Origin of the sequence: Exiguobacterium sp. BG5(2022) (assembly GCF_031844365.1) — a bacterium.
Lineage (GTDB): Bacteria > Bacillota > Bacilli > Exiguobacteriales > Exiguobacteriaceae > Exiguobacterium > Exiguobacterium profundum.
Genome location: NZ_JAUZVB010000001.1, coordinates 433,113 through 454,427, shown reverse-complemented (window position 1 = coordinate 454,427; position 21,315 = coordinate 433,113). Strand labels below are relative to the sequence as shown.

The 21,315-nt window shown below is 50.2% G+C and carries 21 protein-coding genes and 1 riboswitch; of the genes, 2 read left to right on the top strand and 19 right to left on the bottom strand.

Annotation, left to right across the window (positions count from 1 at the left end):
- Positions 1-87: 87 nt before the first annotated feature.
- Both ftsY and smc read right to left on the bottom strand, forming a co-directional pair.
- Positions 88-1,113 carry a signal recognition particle-docking protein FtsY gene (gene ftsY / locus Q9R25_RS02305; RefSeq protein ID WP_214691060.1) on the bottom strand — a complete coding sequence of 342 codons (1,026 nt, stop codon included), beginning with the start codon at positions 1,111-1,113 and terminating at the stop codon, positions 88-90.
- Entirely contained in the window at positions 1,110-4,667 is a 3,558-nt protein-coding gene (gene smc, locus Q9R25_RS02300) for a chromosome segregation protein SMC (RefSeq protein ID WP_311282750.1), read from the bottom strand. The genes ftsY and smc overlap by 4 nt, the downstream gene beginning before the upstream one ends.
- A gap of 114 nt (positions 4,668-4,781) precedes the next feature.
- On the opposite strand from smc, the gene Q9R25_RS02295 reads away from it, so the two are divergent.
- Complete coding sequence (locus Q9R25_RS02295) at positions 4,782-4,976, top strand: DUF1128 family protein (protein ID WP_015881361.1); 195 nt, start codon at positions 4,782-4,784, stop codon at positions 4,974-4,976.
- 37 nt (positions 4,977-5,013) lie between these two features.
- Here the strand turns inward: Q9R25_RS02295 and rnc are convergent, their stop codons facing one another.
- The 11 genes from rnc to Q9R25_RS02240 all read right to left on the bottom strand — a co-directional run bounded on the left by rnc (position 5,014) and on the right by Q9R25_RS02240 (position 15,172).
- Positions 5,014-5,730, bottom strand: coding sequence for a ribonuclease III (gene rnc, locus Q9R25_RS02290; protein ID WP_074037940.1), 717 nt, complete (start codon positions 5,728-5,730; stop codon positions 5,014-5,016).
- Positions 5,731-5,853: 123 nt separating this feature from the next.
- Positions 5,854-6,093: an acyl carrier protein gene (acpP, locus tag Q9R25_RS02285; protein ID WP_074037274.1), complete on the bottom strand. Its 240-nt coding sequence runs from the start codon at positions 6,091-6,093 to the stop codon at positions 5,854-5,856.
- A gap of 58 nt (positions 6,094-6,151) precedes the next feature.
- Positions 6,152-6,892 carry a 3-oxoacyl-[acyl-carrier-protein] reductase gene (gene fabG, locus Q9R25_RS02280; RefSeq protein WP_074037275.1) on the bottom strand — a complete coding sequence of 247 codons (741 nt, stop codon included), beginning with the start codon at positions 6,890-6,892 and terminating at the stop codon, positions 6,152-6,154.
- Entirely contained in the window at positions 6,885-7,805 is a 921-nt protein-coding gene (gene fabD / locus Q9R25_RS02275) for an ACP S-malonyltransferase (protein ID WP_214691063.1), read from the bottom strand. The genes fabG and fabD overlap by 8 nt, the downstream gene beginning before the upstream one ends.
- Before the next feature lie 18 nt (positions 7,806-7,823).
- A complete protein-coding gene (gene plsX / locus Q9R25_RS02270; RefSeq protein WP_074037278.1) occupies positions 7,824-8,813 on the bottom strand; it encodes a phosphate acyltransferase PlsX in 990 nt (329 codons plus the stop codon).
- Positions 8,814-8,815: 2 nt separating this feature from the next.
- Entirely contained in the window at positions 8,816-9,379 is a 564-nt protein-coding gene (gene fapR, locus Q9R25_RS02265) for a transcription factor FapR (RefSeq protein ID WP_196430528.1), read from the bottom strand.
- An 85-nt stretch (positions 9,380-9,464) separates the two neighbouring features.
- The gene (gene recG, locus Q9R25_RS02260) at positions 9,465-11,495 is read right to left on the bottom strand and encodes an ATP-dependent DNA helicase RecG (protein WP_214691064.1); all 2,031 of its coding nucleotides are present in this window, start codon (positions 11,493-11,495) and stop codon (positions 9,465-9,467) included.
- On the bottom strand, positions 11,482-12,369 hold the full coding sequence (sdaAA, locus tag Q9R25_RS02255) for an L-serine ammonia-lyase, iron-sulfur-dependent, subunit alpha (RefSeq protein WP_074037281.1): 888 nt from the start codon (positions 12,367-12,369) through the stop codon (positions 11,482-11,484). Before sdaAA ends, recG begins: the two co-directional genes overlap by 14 nt.
- A gap of 12 nt (positions 12,370-12,381) precedes the next feature.
- The gene (gene sdaAB, locus Q9R25_RS02250) at positions 12,382-13,044 is read right to left on the bottom strand and encodes an L-serine ammonia-lyase, iron-sulfur-dependent subunit beta (protein ID WP_078146679.1); all 663 of its coding nucleotides are present in this window, start codon (positions 13,042-13,044) and stop codon (positions 12,382-12,384) included.
- Positions 13,045-13,107: 63 nt separating this feature from the next.
- On the bottom strand, positions 13,108-14,787 hold the full coding sequence (locus Q9R25_RS02245; protein ID WP_201302241.1) for a DAK2 domain-containing protein: 1,680 nt from the start codon (positions 14,785-14,787) through the stop codon (positions 13,108-13,110).
- 22 nt (positions 14,788-14,809) lie between these two features.
- A complete protein-coding gene (locus Q9R25_RS02240; protein ID WP_015881350.1) occupies positions 14,810-15,172 on the bottom strand; it encodes an Asp23/Gls24 family envelope stress response protein in 363 nt (120 codons plus the stop codon).
- Between the two features lie 252 nt (positions 15,173-15,424).
- On the opposite strand from Q9R25_RS02240, the gene rpmB reads away from it, so the two are divergent.
- Positions 15,425-15,613 (top strand): 50S ribosomal protein L28, encoded by a 189-nt coding sequence (gene rpmB / locus Q9R25_RS02235; RefSeq protein ID WP_015881349.1) that lies wholly within the window; start codon positions 15,425-15,427, stop codon positions 15,611-15,613.
- A 58-nt stretch (positions 15,614-15,671) separates the two neighbouring features.
- On the opposite strand, the gene Q9R25_RS02230 is transcribed toward rpmB, so the two are convergent.
- The 6 genes from Q9R25_RS02230 to Q9R25_RS02205 all read right to left on the bottom strand — a co-directional run bounded on the left by Q9R25_RS02230 (position 15,672) and on the right by Q9R25_RS02205 (position 21,307).
- Entirely contained in the window at positions 15,672-16,259 is a 588-nt protein-coding gene (locus Q9R25_RS02230; protein ID WP_196430526.1) for a thiamine diphosphokinase, read from the bottom strand.
- A complete protein-coding gene (gene thiT, locus Q9R25_RS02225; RefSeq protein ID WP_031421608.1) occupies positions 16,256-16,831 on the bottom strand; it encodes an energy-coupled thiamine transporter ThiT in 576 nt (191 codons plus the stop codon). The genes Q9R25_RS02230 and thiT overlap by 4 nt, the downstream gene beginning before the upstream one ends.
- Positions 16,832-16,903: 72 nt before the next feature.
- A riboswitch (TPP riboswitch) is annotated at positions 16,904-17,004 on the bottom strand.
- 20 nt (positions 17,005-17,024) lie between these two features.
- Entirely contained in the window at positions 17,025-17,681 is a 657-nt protein-coding gene (gene rpe / locus Q9R25_RS02220) for a ribulose-phosphate 3-epimerase (RefSeq protein WP_015881346.1), read from the bottom strand.
- Between the two features lie 3 nt (positions 17,682-17,684).
- A complete protein-coding gene (rsgA, locus tag Q9R25_RS02215) occupies positions 17,685-18,572 on the bottom strand; it encodes a ribosome small subunit-dependent GTPase A (RefSeq protein WP_047795432.1) in 888 nt (295 codons plus the stop codon).
- 42 nt (positions 18,573-18,614) lie between these two features.
- Positions 18,615-20,567, bottom strand: a complete 1,953-nt coding sequence (gene pknB / locus Q9R25_RS02210) for a Stk1 family PASTA domain-containing Ser/Thr kinase (RefSeq protein WP_311282749.1) — start codon at positions 20,565-20,567, stop codon at positions 18,615-18,617.
- Positions 20,568-20,572: 5 nt separating this feature from the next.
- Positions 20,573-21,307 carry a Stp1/IreP family PP2C-type Ser/Thr phosphatase gene (locus Q9R25_RS02205; RefSeq protein ID WP_074037291.1) on the bottom strand — a complete coding sequence of 245 codons (735 nt, stop codon included), beginning with the start codon at positions 21,305-21,307 and terminating at the stop codon, positions 20,573-20,575.
- Positions 21,308-21,315 lie beyond the last annotated feature (8 nt).

Sequence of the window (21,315 nt, the reverse complement as noted above, 5' to 3'; positions counted from 1 at the left end):
CTCCACATGTTAAGTGAAATCCCTTTACAACTACCTATAGTACAGCCGTGCCTACTACTTGTCAAGTTTTTTTCTTAACAGCAAAACTTAGGCGAGGTCCTCGTTTGTGTCCTCTTTTTCCATCGAGGCATCCTGTGTCTTGTCCTCAAAAACATCGCCGAACAGTCCAAGGACGAACTGTTCTGGATCAAACTCCTGTAAATCGTCAATCTTCTCTCCAAGCCCGACATACTTGACCGGGATATCGAGTTCGTTCCGAATCGCTAGGACGATTCCGCCTTTGGCCGTCCCATCGAGCTTCGTTAAGACGATTCCGCTCACGTTCGTCGCTTCTTTGAACGCTTTCGCTTGAACCATGGCGTTTTGACCCGTCGTCGCATCGAGGGCGAGTAACACTTCGTGCGGTCCGTTCGGAACTTCCCGCTCAATGACTCGTTTTACTTTTTCAAGTTCTTTCATTAGATTGACCTTATTTTGGAGACGTCCCGCCGTATCACAAATCAAGACGTCCATGTGACGAGACTTGGCGGCTTGAACGGCGTCAAAGACGACGGCAGCCGGGTCAGACCCTTCCGTTTGACGAATGACGGGAACCCCGACACGTTCTCCCCATACTTGAAGTTGCTCGATGGCGCCGGCACGGAACGTATCCCCTGCCGCGAGCATGACGGAACGCCCTTCAGATTTCAACTGGTGCGCCAGCTTGCCGATGGTCGTCGTCTTTCCGACACCATTGACGCCGACAAACAAGATGACCGTGAGTCCGTCTTGCATATTCAGTTCACGGTCCGATTCATCCTCTTGGAGGCGGTTCGCCACGACTTCGACGAGTGCGTCACGCACCGCGACCGGGTCCTTCAGATTACGTCGCTTCACTTCTTCTTTCAAATCTTCGACGAGATCCATCGTCGTCGTGACGCCGACATCCGCTTGAATGAGTAAATCTTCGAGTTCATCGAAGAACTCTTCATCCACTTCGCGGAAGCGATAGACGAGGTCGTTGACGGCACTTGCAAAGCCGTCACGCGTCTTCGTCAACCCCTCTGTAAACTTTTGTGACACCTCTTGGGTAGATGTCGTCAACTTCTCTTTTAATTTCTTGAAAAAGCTCAACGTGATTCCTCCATCTCTTCATCCATTTCAACGACACGTTTTGCTTCAGACAGTTCGACCGATAATACCTCGGATACCCCGTTCTGTTGCATCGTGACGCCATATAGTGTATCCGCCGCTTCCATCGTCCCTTTACGGTGCGTGATGATGACGAACTGCGTATCGATTGACAACGTCCGAATGTATTCTCCGAAACGATGCACGTTCGCCTCGTCAAGGGCCGCCTCGACCTCATCGAGAACACAAAACGGTACCGGACGCGTCTTCAAAATCGCAAACAATAAAGCGATGGCCGTCAGCGCACGCTCTCCACCAGATAACAGACTGAGTGTCTGTAACTTTTTACCCGGTGGTTTGGCGACGATTTCGATTCCTGTGTTCAACAAATCCGATTCGTCTACCAATTTCAAATCCGCTTCCCCGCCACCAAAAAGCTCGGTGAACGTCTGTTTGAAATGCGCCCGGACGCTCGTATACGTCTCTTTGAAGAGGCGTGTCACTTCGCGGTCCATCTCGGCGATGATCTCATATAAATCTTCTTTTGCACTGACGAGGTCATCCCGCTGTTCGGACAGGAACGTGAACCGTTCGTGGACACTATCAAACTCTTCGATCGCATTTAGATTGACCGGTCCGATTTCTTCGATTTGACGAACGAGCAACTTAAACTCCTCTTTCGCCTCTTCTAACGGGATTTCGAGTGCCGGCAATAGTTCTGCGACGAGTCCGTTCTCTTCTAACACATCGAGCTTCCATTGTCGTTTCAGCTCGAACTCTTGTTTCGCCGTTTCAAGTTTTCGAACGACAGCTTCAGCTTGACGTCTTGCCTCCGTTGCCTGATCGACCCGTTGACGTATGATCCGATACGCCTCTTCGTTCGTCTTGAGTGTTGTTGACGCTCCTTGAAGCCGCTCTTGAATTTCTTTGAAATCCAGTTTGGCAGTAGCAAGCGTCGCCTCGAGTTCTGCAGATGACACGACTTCTCCACTCTCGAGCCGCGTCAATTCACGCTCCATCTGATCGCTACGTTCCTGCAAACGACTTTGGTCGGTCATCAGACGGTCCAATTCATATTGGACCCGCTCTTCTTCGAGCGTGTGCCGCTGAAAATCGAGCTCGTTTTGACGCAGCAACGATTCCAGTTGACCCGTGCTCTCAGCACTTTTCGCCTGCTCTGCCCGAAGCGATTCGAGACGTGAACGAATGTCAGCTTGGGCGCGGTCCGTGTCGGCCAATTCAATCGTCAATCGCTCTAATTCAGCAGTCGAGGTCTCGATCGTCCGCTCATAGCGTATCATTTCATGATCGAACAGTTCCAGTTGTGACTTGGCATCGAGGGAGGCACGTTCCGCAGTACGGTAGGCCGACTCGACTTCACGGAGGCTCGTTTCAACGGAACGTTTCTCATCCCGAAGTTCAGACAACTGCTGCGTAATGTCCTCCAACTGTTCTGTGTACTCTTGAAGACGTGTTTTTTGCTCATGCAACATGGCGAGGCCTTGAGTGAGACCATGTTTCAAATCATCTAATTCGCGCGACTGAGTGAACAGGGCCACGCCCTGCTTGCGACTACCACCCGTCATCGATCCGCCAACGTTGACGATATCCCCTTCTAACGTGACGACACGGAAACGATATCCCGTCGATTGGGCGATACGGTTCGCGACTTCAAGTGTCTCCGCCACAAGCACGGAACCGAGCAACGACTTTTTCAACGTCTCGTATGATGCATCTGTTTCGACGAGTTCCGACGCCACACCGACAAATCCGTTCATCGAGTCGAGTCGATCTAACACCTCACTCGGCACGAATCTCGGTTTGATCGTCGTCATCGGCAAGAATGTCGCTCGTCCTGCGTTGGCTTTTCGTAATTTGTCAATTTCACGGCGTCCCACCGTCTCATCTTGTACGACCACATGCTGCTGTGTCTGCCCAAGTGCCGTTTCGATGGCCGCTTCATACGAAGGACGGACACGGATCAGTTCCGCGACAGCACCAAGGACACCTGATGAACGGTCTTTTAAGACGAACTTGACCGCATGGAAATAGCCTTCATACGATTGCTTCATCCGTTCGAGCATCTCGATTCGGTCTTCCGTCTTCTGACGGCGGCGTTCGAGGTCGTAGAAAGACGATTCGGCTCGTGTACGTTTTTCACGAATTGCCGTCTCTTCGTCCCGAAGTTGCGTCTCTTTTTGACTCAGTTGTTCAAAGCGACTTTGTACCGCTTCATACTGCTCTCGAGTCGCCAAAAGTGTCGCTTCCTGTGAGGAACGATCATCGAGACGATGTTTGTTCTCGCGTAGAAGGCGTTCTTTCGACTCGACGGCGACATCGATATCCCGTTGTTCCCGCTTTTGTTGGTTACCGATTGTCGCTTTCGTTGTCGCGAGTTCGAACGCCTCACTTTGTAACGCTTCGATTTCAGCATTGAAATCACGAGAGGCGGCTTTCAACTGTTGTTGAAGTGACTCTCTCGTCGCAGTCGTTTGTTTCAACGTGTTTCCTTTTTGGTCAAGTTCTTCATGAACGACCTTCAATCGCGCTTCAAGCTCGGTCATCTCTGCACGTACTTCTTCACGTTGTCGGATGAGTCGTTCTTTCATCTCGGCACCGTGTTCTTCTTGTGCTTTTGCGAGCTTGATGTCACCCGTCAAACGCTCGACATAAGTCGAATGCTCCCGTTCTTTTTGGTTCAGCTCTGTCAATTCTTCACGTAACTCGGCGAGCTTCGCTTCGAGCCCGCTACGTTCCTCCGTGAGGTCACGTAACGAACGGTCACAGTCAGATAACTGTTGAACAGATTCCACGTGACGTGCGGACACTTGCTCAATCTCCTGTTGGAGCAACTGAATTTCTGCGCCCATGATTCCTGTTTCGAGTTCATCATGTCTCGCTTTGGCGACTTTGTACTCCCGAGCGAGCGCCGCTTGTTCACGGAGCGGTTCGACTCGGTCCGCCAACTCGAATAAAATGTCATCGACCCGGGACAAGTTTAATTCGGTGTCCTGTAACTTGCGTTCAGCCTGTTTTTTCCGCTGACGATATTTCAATACACCGGCTGCCTCTTCGATGACGGCACGTCGATCTTCCGGTTTCCCAGAAATGACTTGTTCGACCCGCCCTTGACCGATGATGGCGAATGCATCTCGTGAAAGACCTGTATCCATAAATAAATCAATCACATCTTTTAACCGACATGGTTTTTTATTCATAAAATAGTCGCTGTCCCCACTTCGGGTCACGCGACGGGTCACACTCACTTCTTCATATGGGAGACGCAACTGTTCGTCTCGATTATCGAGAACGAGGGTGACCTCGGCGACATTTCGGTGATTCTCTCCTTCACTTCCGGCAAAGATGACATCTTCCATCTTGGCACCACGAAGTGATTTGGCCGACTGTTCTCCGAGTACCCAGCGAACAGCGTCCGATATATTGGATTTCCCGCTCCCGTTCGGCCCTACTACAGCCGTGACGCCGGGACGGAAATCTAATTCAATTCGCTTGGCAAATGATTTAAAGCCAGCGAGTTCGATTCGTTTTAAGTGCATCGTGACCATCCTATCCGCAGTAAGCATTCATCTGTATATTTTACCACAGTTAACAGTTCGTCAAAATGCCCGAATCATGCTATTCTAAAAAGAACTGTAGAAAGGGGAATACAGATGACGAATGAACAGATGATTGAAGCCATTTTGGATAAAATGAACATTATTAACCGCGGTGCAATCAAAGCGGAAGAATATAATGCGGCTGATCCGTCAGCGGTGAAAGAGATTTACGAGTACGTGATGACACGCTCTTCGCTCTCTTTGTCGGAAGTCGATGGTATCGTCGAAGAACTCGGTCAATTGACATGAAAAAGGAGTGGACCCCCAAGCGGTCCACTCCTTTCGTTTATAAATCTGCGTAGCGCCGATTAAAGGCAATAAGCGCTTCTTTAGCAGCCAATTGCTCGGCTTCTTTTTTCGAACGCCCAACCCCTTCACCGACGATGTCGTCGCTGAGGCGTGCATGTGCGACGAATTCCCGGCTATGCGCCGGCCCACGTTCCTCAATGATTTCATACGATACAGGTCCGAGCCCTTCCCGTTGGACGCTCTCCTGTAACTGGCTCTTGAAATCGGTCTGTTCTTCGAATACTCCCGCTAAGACTTTCGGAAAAACCGCTTCGGCGAGGAATCGTTCGACGGCCTCAATTCCTTGGTCCAAATAAAGAGCACCGATATAGGATTCGAACACATCGGCAAGCAGTGCCGGACGTTTTCGTCCACCGGTCAACTCTTCACCTTTCCCAAGCAAGATGAAGTCAGAGAAAGCATAAGCTTCCGCAAAATTCACGAGTGACGGTTCGCATACGATCGCCGCTCGTAATTTCGTCAATTCCCCCTCGGAGCGCTCCGGATAAGTCTCATAGAGGAAGCGAGATACGGTCAGTTCTAAAACAGCATCCCCTAAAAATTCTAAACGTTCATTGTCTTTTCGTAACCCGCGTTGCTCATTCACATAAGATGAGTGTGTGAACGCCTGCATCAACAAGTCGTGATTCGAAAATTGAACGTTCAACCGTTCTTCCAATGATTTAAATAGTTCCAAGATGCGTGCTCGTTCCATCTCCTGACGCCGACGCCGTTGCGCCGACCCTTGACGGTCAAACCGTCGTTTGTCTTTTGTCATAGTTCCCTCCATGAATAAGCACAAGCCCACCGCCCGGAACCGAGCGGTGGGATGGCTTGATTACAATTTTGTTTCGATGTAAGCCACTACGTCGCCAACAGTCGCAAGCTTCTCAGCGTCTTCGTCTTCGATCGTGATGTCGAATTTGTCTTCGAGGTCCATCACCATTTCCATTACTTCAAGTGAATCCGCACCAAGGTCATCCTTGAACGATTTGTCTGCTGTGATCTCAGATACGTCTTTCCCGAGTTTCTCAGCAACTGCTTCTTGCACGTCTACTAAAATTTGTTCTTTTGTCATGATAAAATCCCTCCAAAGGTAAGTATATTAAATGTCAGTCTGTTGGTAAAGTTCTCTTTTACGCCATCGTCATGCCGCCATCGACGGCAATCGTCTGTCCGGTCACATAAGCGGCTTGTTCCGAAGCGAGGAAGGAGACAAGGTTCGCCACATCCTCCACCTGTCCGAAACGGTTGAACGGAATTTGCTCGAGTGTAGCCTCTCGTTGCGCATCTGTCAAGGCATCGGTCATATCCGTTTGAATGAACCCTGGACAGACGGCATTGACAGTCACGTGACGTCCCGCGAGTTCGCGCGCCACTGATTTTGTCAATCCGATCAACCCTGCTTTTGCAGCCGCATAGTTCGCTTGTCCTGCATTGCCGGTAATCCCGACAACCGAGGCGATGTTGATAATTCGACCTGCTTTCGACTTGAGCAAAGGTCTCGTGACGGCTTGCGATGTCAGAAAGGCGCCTTTCAAGTTCGTCGACAGCACATCTTCGAAATCGGCTTCTTTCATTCGCATGAGTAACCCGTCACGCGTGATCCCTGCATTGTTGACGAGACAATCGACGCGTCCGAACGTATCGACTGTCGTCTTGACGAGCGCTTTGACATCGTCAGCATTGGATACATCTGCTTTCACGGCGATGGCTTCGCCGCCTGCATCCGTGATCATGGCCACGACATCATTCGCCTTTTGTTCACTACCCGAGTAGTTCACGACGACCCGAAAGCCGTCTTCCCCTAAACGTTTCGCGATGGCCGCCCCGATTCCCCGGGACGCCCCTGTCACGATCGCCACTTGATCATGCACGTACTTCTCCTCCTAACGAGGCGACTTCTTCCAACGTGGTCGCCTTTTGAATCGAAACGTTCGAGTCGATTCGTTTAATCAATCCTGAAAGCGGTGAAGATGGGCCGAACTCGATGAACGTGTCTACGCCGTCTGCAATCGCCTTGCGCACACATTCTTCAAAACGGACAGACGAATACAGTTGTTTCGTCAATAACGCCTTCAACTGTTCAGGGTCACGATGTACCGCCGCGTCCACGTTCGAAATCAAGTCGATGGAAGCCGCTTTAAATGGCGACGAGGCAAGAACGTCTTGGAAACGTGTTGCTGCCGGCATCATGTAGGAACTATGGAACGCTCCAGATACGTTTAACGGCAATACCCGCTTCGCACCGGCAGCCTTCAATTCCACGCTTGCTTGTTCGACCGCGTCGACATGCCCTGAAATCACGAATTGACCAGGACAATTCAAGTTGGCGATTTGAACTAAATTCCCACTCGCACTGATTTTTTCAGTGATATGAAGCGCTTCTTGAAGATCGGTCATCCCGACGACTGCTGCCATCGTTCCATCCTTCACTTCAGACATCAACTGTCCACGCGCCCGGACGAGAACGGTCGCTTCTTCAATATCGATGACACCCGCACTGACGAGCGCCGCATATTCACCGACACTATGCCCGATGACGACATCTGGTGCCGCACCGCTCTTCGCATAGGCTTGCGCGAGGAGCGAAGCGTGCGCCACGATGGCCGGCTGTGCAATTTCCGTTTCTTGTAGGTCTTCCTTCGACCCGGATGACATGACTTCAAGAAGGTCAAATCCGAGTCGACGTCCGATTGCTTGAAGCGTTTCAGGATGATCTAAAAAGGTTTGTCCCATCCCAATGGCTTGGGAACCTTGCCCTGGAAACACCCATGCTACTTTCCCCATATCTTCACCTGCTTTCGCTTAGTCTATCGCTTTGGCACGCTTGATTTTTTCAACGACATCGTGATCTACCATGATTTTCGCCTGTTTCAACGCACTCATGATGGCGAGTGCATCGCTCGACCCATGCGCCTTGATGACCGGTGCATTGATCCCGAATAATCCGGCTCCCCCGTGTTCGCGATAATCCAACGTTTCTTTTAATCGTCTCAATTTCGGTTTTAAGATGAGAGCGGCGAGTTTGGATACAAGGTCACTCGTGAATTGTTCTTTCATCATCTTCATGAGCATCGAAGAGGAGCCCTCCACACCCTTTAACAAGATGTTTCCGGCAAATCCTTCGGTCACGATGACATCCACATCACCTGACATCGCTTCACGCGCCTCGACATTCCCAACAAAATGGACAGGTGCCTGTTCAAGGAGGGGGAACGCTTCTTTTGTCAGCGCATTTCCTTTACCGGCTTCCGTCCCGATATTGAGAAGAGCGACACGCGGTGTCTTGATGCCACGGACATGTTCCGCATACAGCGAACCCATAATCGCATAATCCACGAGGTGTTCAGCTTTTGCATCCGGATTCGCTCCGACATCCAGTACGACGACACCACTACCAGTATATGTAGGGAACGTCGGAGATAATGCCGGACGCTCGATTCCTGGGATTCGCCCGATGATGAAAAGAGACGCCGCCATCAATGCGCCGGTATTCCCGGCAGACACGAGAGCATCCGCTTTTCCTTCTTTGACAAGCTGAGCTGCCACGACGAGCGAGCTATCCTTTTTACGGCGCACCGCCCGTACCGGTTCGTCTTCACCTGTGATGATTTCACTGGCTGGGACAACCGTCACTCGAGGGTCATCAAGACCGTATGAGGCAATTTTTACCTCATCACCAACTAAAAAGAGTTCCATCGGTTCATTCGGATATTGCGCGATGAACCGTTTCACACCTTCTACAATCGCCTTCGGTGCGTGATCGCCACCCATTGCATCAATCGCTAACTTCATGCTTACTCCTCCTCACCACGTCGGTAAATCGTGAAGTCGCCGTCAAAGACGCACTCCTCACCGACATAACTTTCAACTGTGACGTCCGTTCTCCCGTCCCCTCTTAGTTTCATCACACGAGCCTTGGCAACGACTCGCTCTCCAAGATGGACTTGGCGACTAAAGCGAATATCCGCTTTAGTGGTCAACGCCAATTCATCATTGATGAGCGCCACCGCTAACGAGTTGGCTTGCGCGAACAAGACGTGTCCACGGGCAATCTCGTTGCGGCTAAAGACGTGTTCTTTCTCTATATCGAGGACTGAGATCGCAGAGTCATCTAGCTTCAAGTCAATCATATCACCGATGACCTCGCTCATTGAAAGCGATTTGACTTCATCGAGATGTTCGGAAGCCACATGTTTGATTCGTTCCCGCACTTCCGGAATTTTTAATTCCATCCGGTCGAGTCGAATTGTTTGGATGCTGACAGAAAACTGCTTTGACAGTTCTTCGTCTTTGATGAACGGGTTATGCTCAATCGTTTCTTGTAACAAGCGTTGCCGCTCTTTCTTAGGTACCCGCATTCAGTTCCCTCCTAAACTAATCGCTAAAGAACTTAATACCTGGTACTAATAGCAGTATATATTCTTTAGTCGTCATTTTCAAGTACTATTCTAACCTTTCCCCAACGAGAAGGTCGAGTTGTTTCAAATACCCACGTAACCCTTCATACTGGGCGTCATGCCAAAATGTGTCGCTTCCGAGAAGTTTCACGGCATCTTGCATGGCCACTTCCATCACTTTCAAATCGAGAACGGGATCGGCGACACGGAAACTCGGGAGACCGCTCTGTGCGGTTCCAAAGAAATCACCAGCCCCACGCAACTCTAAATCTTTTTCTGCCAATACAAAGCCATCGTTCGTTTCCGTCATCGTCTTCAAACGGACTTTCCCGACATCCGATTTCGGGTCTCCTACCAAGATGCAGAATGATTGATGCGCACCACGACCGACACGCCCTCTCAACTGGTGTAATTGCGCGAGACCGAAACGTTCGGCATCATGAATGATAATTAGAGAGGCGTTCGGGACGTTCACCCCTACCTCGACGACTGTTGTGGAGACGAGAATCTGTGTCGCATTATCGGCGAATGATTTCATAATCTCGTCTTTTTCTGTACTCGATAGCTTTCCATGCATCAGGCCAACGCCATAGTTCGAGAAGCGTTCTTTCAATAGCTCATACAGTGCCGTCGCACTCTCCACTTCTAATGTATCCGACTCCTCGATGAGAGGTGCAATCACATACGCTTGACGGCCGAGTGCGAGTTCCCGATCGACCATTGCATGCACACGATCGATTTGATCATGTTTCGCCCAATACGTTTCAATCGGCTTTCGTCCTTTTGGCATCTCATCAATCGTGGAGACATCCATCTCTCCGAACGCACTGATGGCAAGCGTCCTCGGAATCGGCGTCGCGGTCATATATAATACGTCGGCGAATTCGGCCTTGTCTCGTAGCTTCTTCCGCTGTTCGACACCAAACCGGTGCTGTTCGTCCGTGATCGCCAAATGTAGATTCGAAAATTCGACCGGTCCTTGGATGAGCGCGTGCGTCCCGACGATGATGTCGACGTTACCAGATCGAATTGCCGTCAGAAGCGCTTCGCGCGCCTTCCCTTTCACTGAGCTCGTCAGGAGGGCAATCGTGATGCCAAACGGTTCAAATAATTCCTGTAACGATGTCGCATGTTGTTCGGCAAGGATTTCTGTTGGCACCATCAAAGCCCCTTGATACCCTGCCGTTACAGTCGCATACAAGGCAATCGCGGCAACGACGGTCTTCCCGCTCCCGACATCCCCTTGTAACAATCGGTTCATCCGTTCTGGTTTTTCAAGGTCAGATACGATTTCACGGATGACCCGTGTCTGGGCTCCTGTTAACGGGAATGCGAGCCGTTTGACGAATTCATTCAATTGATGCTTATCGAGGTGAAGGGCCCGACCGTTTCCTGACCGCTCCATTTTACGAAACGCCTGTAATTTTAACTGATACATGAGACACTCTTCATAGACATAGCTTCGTCTCGCCAGTTTATAGGTCTCAACCGTATCCGGGAAATGCATCCCACGAAGCATCGTCATCCGGTCAACTAATCGATATCGGTCGCGAATAGTATGCGGGACCTGTTCGGGCAGATCGTTCACCTGCTCAAAAGCGAGTTTAACGATTCTACTGAAATTCTTTTGTGTCAGTCCGGCACGCAATGAATAAATCGGTTGCAGTCCGCCTGACGGGGCACCAAATTCAAGGTCGGTCGCGCTGATCGTCATCCGGTTCATGTCCCATTTCCCTTTGACCGTCACCGTCTCCCCAATCACCAATTTTTCTTTATAGAAGGCACGGTTGAACATCGTCACTTGGACGGCGTATCGGTCTTCGAGTAACAACCGGAACTGGAGACGATTTTTCCCTTTACTATAGTAACGAACGAGCGGTTCGCCTTGGACTGTCCCGCTCCATTTGACGAGGTCGCCGTGCACAGCCGTCGTCACCGTCCCACTATTATAATTCTCATAACGAAACGGGACGTGCTCAAGCACGTCCTCGATTCGAACAAGTCCCATCACTTCTAACTTTTTGGCCATCTCTGGCCCGACCCCTTTCAGCGTCGTCAGTTGATCATTGTTTTGCATCTTCTTTCGCTCCAAATATATTTCGTTCGAGGCGACGAGCCGTCGGTGTATTGGCAAGTCCACCTTTAGCGGTTTCTTTTAAGGCCGTCGGCATCATTTGGCCCACTTCATGCATCGCCGAGATGACCTCGTCACAAGGAATACGTGAGGTAATCCCCGCGAGCGCCATATCTGCTGCGACAATAGCGTTGGCACCGCCCATGGCGTTTCGCTTGACGCATGGAACTTCCACCAGCCCCGCCACAGGATCACAAACGAGACCGAGCATATTTTTTAGGGCGATCGCAAATGCCGTAGCCGACTGGTCCGGTGTCCCGCCAGCTGCTTCAACGATGGCCGCGGCTGCCATGCCCGTCGCCGACCCGACCTCGGCCTGACATCCACCAGCCGCCCCTGAAATCGAGGCGTTGTTCGCCACGACGAATCCGAACGCACCTGACGTGAACAAGTAACGGATCATCGCGTCGCGGTCCATTTCAAGGCGATCTTTTACCGCAAACAATGTTCCCGGTACGACGCCCGCGCTCCCCGCTGTCGGTGTCGCACAGATTCGTCCCATCGCCGCGTTCACTTCGTTCGTCCCGATCGCTTTCGACACCGCATCTAAAATGAGATCCCCAGCGAGCGACTTGCCCGAACGAATATACTCTTGCATGAGTACGGCATCATTACCCGTCAATCCCGTAACCGACGTGACACCTTGGAGTGCACGTTCGACCGCTTCTTCCATCACCTCAAGATTTCGGTCCATCATCCCGATAATGTCCTCGCGACTGGCGCGTCTGACGTGCATCTCTTGCTCAATCATCACTTCAGAAATCGGGATATTCCGTTCTGTTGCAATCGTCACTAATTCCTCTACTGATTTAAACATCACACATTCTCCTCATTCCCCAAAAATAGCTATCCGTTCGATTTGCGGTAACCGTTCCAGCTCTGCTAACACTTCCGCAGGAATGGTCTCATCAATCTCAATCGCCATCAACGCCTGCATCCCTTTTTCATGGCGGCTCACTTCCATATGACCAATGTTTAATTGGTGATTCGCCAACACACCGGTCACAGCCGCGATGGCCCCGAATCGATCATGGTGCAAGACGACGAGTGCAGGCCCCCCACCTGTCAGTTTCAACGGGAATCCGTTCAGTTCGGTAATTTCAATCGTTCCCCCGCCGATTGAGATCCCGACAATCTCAAATGTGCCCAATTCATCTTCGAGTAAGACCCGGGCCGTATTCGGGTGATCCGTCAACAGATCACTCGTCTCAAAAATGACCTCGATCCCTTTTTCACGGGCGATGTCTAACGCTTGTGGGATTCTCAGATCGAATGTATCGAATCCCATGATTCCACCGACGATGGCCACATCCGTACCGTGTCCCCGATACGTGTCAGCAAACGACCCATAAAATGTGATGTGCGCTGTACGCGGCGTTCTCCCGAACAATTTACCAGCCATCAAGCCGATGCGGGCAGCACCTGCTGTATGCGAACTCGACGGTCCGACCATGACCGGGCCAATAATGTCAAACACACTACGATATTTCATCAATTTTTCCCCCTTTCAAAAATCCCTACCTTCATTATACAGAAGGTAGGGATTCGAAACAGCTTATTCCACACTAAAAATATAAGAGTAAAGCGGTTGTTTACCGTCGTGAACTTCAATTTCAATCTCGTCGTTCACCGATTCGATATATGACGTCAACGCTTCTACGTCCGATGCAGAAGAGCCTTCTCCTGTTAAGATCGTGACGATTTCGTCGTCTGCGTCGATGAGCGCATCGACTAATCGTTTAGCCGCTTCTAAGCTCGATGGAGACGAAGAAACGATTTTCTTCTCAGCAATCGCCATGTGCTCATCTTTTTTGATTTCAACGCCATCGATGCTCGTATCACGAACAGCGTACGTCACTTGACCGGACTTCACTGTCGCCGCTGCCGCTTTCATCGCTTGTTCATTCATCTCGACATCCGCTTCAGGATTGAATGCGATGGCTGCCGCAAGACCTTGTGGGACGGTCTTCGTCGGAATGACCGACACGCCGCACGGTGCGACAGACGCCGCTTGTTCAGCCGCCATGATGATGTTGGAGTTGTTCGGGAAGATGAAGACGTGTTCCGCATGTGCCGATTCAATCGCCTTGACGATATCTTCCGTCGACGGGTTCATCGTCTGACCACCTTCGATGACGTGGGCCGCCCCGAGTGAACGGAACAGTTCGCTGACGCCTTCACCCATTGCGACCGTTACGATGGCAAATGGTGCTTTCGGCTTCTCCGCTTGTTGAACACCGTGTTGGTTGGCACCGTGTTCTTCTTCAAGAATCGTCGAGTGTTGTTGACGCATGTTCTCAATTTTGACTGCGACAAGTTCACCGAAGCGCTGACCTTTCGTGATGACCTCACCTGGCGTCTCGACGTGAACGTGGACTTTCAAGAGCTCCTCGTCCGCGACGACAAGAAGAGAGTCCCCGAGTTCAGACAACTCGTTTCGGAATGCATCTTCGTTGAACGGTGCATCTTTCAACTTGTCCTCTTGGAAACGGACCATGATTTCCGTACAGTAACCGAATTCGATATCTTCTGTTGACATGAATCCTTGCGCCGCATGCGCATGGTGTTCTGCTTCAATCAATGCATCCATCACCGGAGTATGTGGTTTTTCGAGTTCTTTTCCTTCAAGACTCGCAAGGAATCCTTCGTAAATGACGAGAAGTCCTTGACCACCTGAGTCGACGACCCCGACTTCTTTTAACACCGGTAACAAGTCCGGTGTACGGTCTAACGAAGCTTTTGCTTCGACGATGACACGTTTCATGAACTCTGTGAAATCACTTGTCGACTCAGACGCAAGGAGCGCTTCATCAGCCGCTTCACGAGCAACCGTTAAAATCGTTCCTTCAACCGGTTTCATAACCGCCTTGTATGCCGTGTCGACACCGCGTTTGAGCGCTTCTGCAAAATCAACTGTCGTGAGTTCCGTCTTACCTTCAACGGCTTTCCCGAAGCCGCGGAACAATTGGCTTAAAATAACGCCTGAGTTTCCACGTGCTCCCATCAGGAGTCCACGAGCGAACTTTGATGATACCTCTGCGATATCAGATGAGTTCATGGCTGCTACTTCTTTCGCACCTGACGTCATCGTCAAGTTCATGTTCGTTCCCGTGTCTCCGTCTGGAACCGGGAAGACGTTAAGCGAATCTACATAATCTGCGTTTTGGCTCAAGTTGGCCGCTCCGTTTGCGATCATGTTTGAGAGCGCCACGCCATCTAAACGATTTAAACCCACACCAAATCCTCCTCCGTTTTCGTCAGTCATTCGTCAGACGAACGCCTTGAACGAATATATTTACCGACGAAACGTTTAATCCTAAAGTTTCTCCGAGCGTATATTTCACTCGGCTTTGCACGTTGTATGCGACTTCAGATACTTTCGTCCCGTAGCTTACAATGATGTGCATGTCGATATGTACGTCCTCATCCTCTTGACGTACGACGACACCACGCGCGTAATTTTCACGTTTTAACAATTCAGCAATGCCGTCTTTCAATTGTGCCTGTGAAGCCATGCCGACCACACCGAAGCATTCCATCGCCGCACCACCTGCGAGTGTCGCGATGACGTCACTTGTGATGTCAATATTGCCATATGTTGTCTTCATTTCAATTGCCATATGGAGTAGCCTCCTTTATTCGGAATGATTCCTAATGTACATTCTACAATAAGTACCTAGTTATTAAAAGAACCTGCTCCAGAATCTCGGTCAATTAACGCGATAACCTCATTCATTATTCAAATCCTTGAGAGTAATGTCAAGTTTTTTTCTTGTCATGGTATGATTTTCTAGTTGCATCGGGAAAAAAGCCGTGCTAATATAAACGAGTGTCTATTAGGACGAACCCACATAAAAAAGGAGGGGAAACGCATGGCACGTAAATGCTACGTAACAGGTAAATCACCTAAATCAGGTAACAACCGTTCGCACGCACTCAACAAGACAAAACGTACTTGGGGTGTAAACGTACAAAAAGTTCGTATTCTCGTTGACGGTAAACCGAAACGCGTTTGGGTTTCAGCTCGCGCACTTAAATCAGGTCTCGTTGAACGCGTATAATACTTATACACGAACGAATAAATCCCAGCGGCATTCGCCGATGGGATTTTTTTTTTGCTTATTTTTTGACGAGCATAACGAGGGCCATTCCTTCATGAACCGTCAACAAGGCAAGCTCTTCGCTCCATTCATTTGAAATGGTCAACGCTTGCGCGCTATGGACCGGATGACGCTCGAGTGGATATTTGACCCCATCAATTGAAATCGTAGCGGTTTTCCAAGGCATGAAAGACAAGTAATGTTCATCTAGTTTTTTAATCTCATAACTTCCTGGCCGAGCGAGAAAAATCGTTTGACCCGTCCCATGAAGAACCATCCCCGGATACGATTCGAGTAGACCGACGTTCGCGAACGTCATATCAACTCGACCACCGAGTGCCCCGTACACGTGCATCTGGGTCGCCCCTTGATCGATTGCCAACTGAAGCGCAATCTCGAGGTCGGTCACATCCTTTTCAGATGGATAACGTAGCGCTTCCTCAGGAGGTGTTCCGACAAACGAATCAAAGTCCCCGACCACGACGTCGACATCAATCCCTTCATCTAATAATCTCTGATATCCGCCATCGACACCGATGACAAAATCGGCATCACGCGGTAAGTCCGGAATAGGTTCCGGACTCGCCGCGACGATCAAGATGTTCATTGACGAATGTCCCGTGTCGCGACACGCGTGAATCGCGGAGCTGTCGTGAAGAGTAAGACTAATACGATGGCTGAGATGACAAACGACGGAACCATATAAGTTGCGTTATAGCCAAGTGAATAAGCCACGACCGGACCCTCCGCATACTCAGCGAAAAAGACAATCCCTGAGATGACGTGAGCCGCATAACGCAACGCCGACCCGATCAATGCGCCGAGCACCAAATAGGTAGCGAGCGTCTTCGTCGCGCCTTGACCAGCGGCCTGTTTCACACGTCCGGCAAAGACGCCGGCCACGCCGACAAGTCCGTACGCAACCGTATAATCGAGCAAGAACTGAACTGGCGTAAAGATATAGGCTCCGAACAAGAGTTGAAGCGTCCCGACGAGCGCACCAGTCGCAAGTCCCCCTTTCAATCCGTGACGAAACGCCATCACAAAGATCGGGAGCATCGCCAGACTGATTGATCCCCCTTGTGGCAAACGATATGGGATGAGTAAATCAAAAACTAGCCCAAGCGCTGCGAACAATGAAATTTCGATGAGTGCTTGTAATTTAAAACGTGATTTCATCTTTCTTCCTCCTTTATTGTGTGAACGACAAAAAGCAGCATGACGTAAACGCCATGCTGCTTGGATTCGCAACGTGCATTTTCGCCACATCCCTACGTCCGTGTGAACGGAACAGGTTCAAAGGGTTAGCGTATGCCTCTCAGCCACATCATGTGACACCCCTTGCGACTCTATCTTGTTGTTCTACCGTCGATTATACACGAGATGCGCCACGAATGCTATCGATGGCTGCTTTATAATCCGGTTGATTGTAAATGGCTGAACCGGCAACTAGGACATCTGCCCCTGCATCAATGCAACGTTTCGCCGTCTCTTCGTTGACACCACCATCAATCTCAATTTCAAAATCGAGCTGACGGTCTTTGCGAAGCTGACTGAGCGCCGAGATTTTCGGTACGACGGATTCAATGAACGCTTGTCCACCAAACCCTGGATTGACGGTCATGAGCAATACCATATCGACATCTTGAAGGATATGTTCAATCGTAGAGAGCGGTGTGTGCGGGTTCAAGACGACCCCACATTTCGCCCCTGCCGCTTTGATTTGCTGCAAGACTCGATGTAAATGGTTCGTTGCTTCCACGTGAACAGTCACAATGTCTGCCCCCGCCTTGACGAAATCTTCGACATAGCGTTCCGGTTGATCAATCATCAAATGCACATCGAGAACCATGTCTGATTTTTTGCGCAAGCTTGCGAGGACTGGTAGCCCAATCGAGATGTTCGGCACGAACTGCCCATCCATCACGTCAAAATGGATATAATCCGCCCCCGCATCTTGAACGGCTTTCACTTCAGCCTCCAAATTGGCAAAGTCGGCTGCTAAAATTGATGGTGCGATTTTAATCATCTGTCAATACCTCCGTTTACGATCGTTTAATTCCTCCATAAAGGTAACATAATTCTCATAACGAGTTGAAGCAATTTTGCCATCTTCTACGGCTTGTTTAATGGCACAGCCCGGTTCATTGATATGGACGCATCCCCGGAACTTGCAATCGTCGTGACGTTCCACAAATTCTGGGAAGCACCATCTTAGTTCATCCGCCTCGAGTTCTTGAGGAAACTCGAGACTAGAAAATCCTGGCGTATCCGCCACAAGCCCGTCGGCCAATTGAATGAGCGTGACGTGACGCGTCGTATGTTTCCCACGACCGAGTGATTTGGAAATTTTCCCTGTGGCCAATTCGAGTTCAGGCGCGACTGCGTTTAAAAGCGAACTCTTCCCGACACCTGTTTGACCGGCAAACACGCTCGTCTTCTCTTTGAAGAGTCCCCGTACTTGATCGACCCCATCCGAAAGCTCCGTCGACGTTTCAATCACGTCATATCCGATGGCACGATAGCGGGCGACCGCTTCTTGAATCGGTCCGGTCTCTTCTTCACTGAGTAGGTCCATCTTCGTTAACACGATGATTGGATGAATCTGTTTGGATTCGATCAATACGAGGAATCGGTCAAGCAAATGATAAGAAAACGCCGGTTCTTTCACAGAAAAAAGTAGAAATGCCTGATCGATGTTGGCGATTGGTGGGCGGACGAGATGGTTTTGACGTTCCTCCACCTCTAAAATATAGCCTGTCCCATCTTCTTGATCTTGAATGACAACGTCATCGCCGACGACGGGTGAGATGTTTCGTTTCCGAAAATTCCCTCTCGCCCGACACCGAATCTCTTGATTCGACTCGGTCATCACATCATAAAACCCGCCTTGTAAACGAATAATCGTTCCTTTCAATATGACTACCTCCCTTAAAAAAGAGGTGACGACACCGTCACCTCTTTATTGTGCCTCTTTGGCCTGTGCATATGTGACTGAATCCGTTCGGACGATCTCACCATCGACTTCAATCGTTGCGGTCCCGACTTCGTCCGGAGCAATGACGAGCGTATACGAGTATGTTGTCGTCTCTGTGATTTTATCCCGTAACACTTCAATTTCACCACGCGCATCGACCGTACGAATCACGACCTCCACGGCTTTCGGTTTCTTGTCTTTTTCCGGTTGCTCGACTTCGACGCTCACTTCACGTTCGATGGAGACGTCCGTCGGTTCAACCCCTTCCGATACGATGACCGTAAGTTCCGTTCCCGGATCGACTGCCGTACCCGCCGTTGGAAGTTGACGGATGATTTGACCTTTAGGAACACTTGTCGAAAACTCATCCCGTCTCACGATTTTTAACTTGTTTTGATCGGCATAAGTCGATGCCTCGTCAAACGTATATCCCGCGAGATTCGACAGTTCGACTTTGTTGCTTCCTGTCGACACGACGAGCGTCACCGTCACTTCTGAAGGAACGACCTCCTCGCCTGGGTCGAGCGATTGCGAAATCACATCTCCGCTAGCGACTGTTTCCGAAGCTTCTGTTTTGATTTCAAGGTCACTGAACGCCAGATCTTTTAACATGCGTTCAGCTGCTGTTTGGGACAATCCCTCCACATTCGGCATTTCGACGGTTTCTTTCCCGGCTGAAACGACGATGGTCACCGTCGTGCCTCGTTTTGGTTTACGCCCTTCTTGTGGGTTTTGCGAAATGACCTCGCCTTCTTCGACGTCATCGCTCGCCCGCTCCGTCACTTCGACGACGAAATCGGCATTCTCAAGTTCAGACGTGGCATCTCCGATACTCATTCCAACGACATCCGGAACGACGGCTCGTGACATTTCATCGGCGACCACGTATGCCGCAATGCTCCCTCCAATCAGGATCAACACGAGTAAAATCCAAATCCACCATTTGCGTTTCTTCCTTTTGACTGGAGTCACCGCTTCAGGTTCTTGCTCGCTAGACGCTGTGACCGAAGTCGGTGTTACTGGCGTCTCTGGTTTTTCTTCAGGTATGACCGGTGTCATGACGAGCGTTTGATCGAACTCATCCTGACTGGCCGGAACACGTCTCGGCTCATTGGCGCGTTCACGGCTTAATGCCGTCATGCAGTCTTTCTTAAAGGCTGCGACCGAAACATGACGGGCACCTGGTGACTTCGACAATGCTTGCATGACGCAGTTTTCGAGTGCCTGTGGAATATTCGGATTCAAGTCCATCGGTCGAATCGGGTCATCTTGCAAATGTTGAAGCGCAACGGCGACCGGTGTCTCGCCAATGAACGGGACACGACCTGTCAACAATTCGTACAGTACGGCACCGAGCGAATAAATATCTGACTTTTCATCAGCAAATTTACCGCGTGCTTGCTCAGGTGAGAAATAATGGACCGAGCCCAGCACAGACATCGTATGCGTCAACGTCGCATTCGACATCGCCACGGCAATCCCAAAATCAGTCACCTTCACGTTACCGTGCTGATCAATCATCATGTTCTGCGGCTTGATATCACGGTGAATGATTCGATTCGCATGGGCATGGTCAATCGCATCACAAATCTGTCCCATGATGCGTAGCGCTTCATCGACAGATATGTATTCCTCTTGCAAGTATTGTTTTAACGTCACCCCATCGACGTGTTCCATGACGATATAGTACAAATCTTCTTCATCGCCGACGTCATAGATCGCCACGATGTTTGGATGGTTCAGACTCGTAGCCGCATGGGCTTCTCGCTCGAACCGACGTATAAATTGTTCGTTATGTGAGAATTCAGATCGCAACACCTTGATGGCGACGGTTCGGTTTAAGATCTCGTCATGAGCCCGGTAGACATTTGCCATGCCTCCGCTGCCGATTTGTTGTTCGATCCGATAACGATCGTTGATTCGTTCTCCGCTTCGCATCGGATTCATCCTCTCTTTCTATCTGTGAATTGAACGAGGGCGACCGTGATATTGTCGCTCCCTCCCAATTGATTGGCTTCTGCAATGAGTTGCTCCGCTTTTTGTTCGGCGGATGCCGTTTGTTGTAATACGTGTTGAATCGCCACATCGGTCATGTGTGTCGTCAATCCATCCGTACAAATTAAAATCACATCAAACTCAGGGTCAGCGAGCACTTGCACGTCAGGTTCGACTTGTTCGCTTGAACCGATTGCCCGGGTGATGACATTTCGTTTCGGATGAACCCGCATCTCTTCTTCCGTCAATTCACCGAGTTGTTTGAGCACATTGACGTAAGAATGGTCCTCCGTAAGACGTCTTAACTCATTCGCCTGGAGCGCATAGACGCGACTATCTCCGATATGGACGATGACCACCGTCTCTTCATTCCAACAAACAGCTGCCACAGTCGTTCCCATCATGACAAGATTGGACTGCTTCGCAAATTGCAACACTTGATCGTTCGCCAAATCGATGTGGTGGCGGAACCATCGTTCGATTTCGACAGGGGTTGTCGGGAGAGACGGGAACGCCCGTCTAAACTCTTCAATCACGATTTGACTCGCAACCTCTCCCGCTGCATGCCCACCCATTCCGTCTGCAACCAGGGCAATCCCGGTTATGGCATCACCTAAGATTAAAACTGCATCTTCATTTTGTGTGCGTACTTGTCCACGATCTGTTCGAAATGCTAATTCCATCTTTCTGA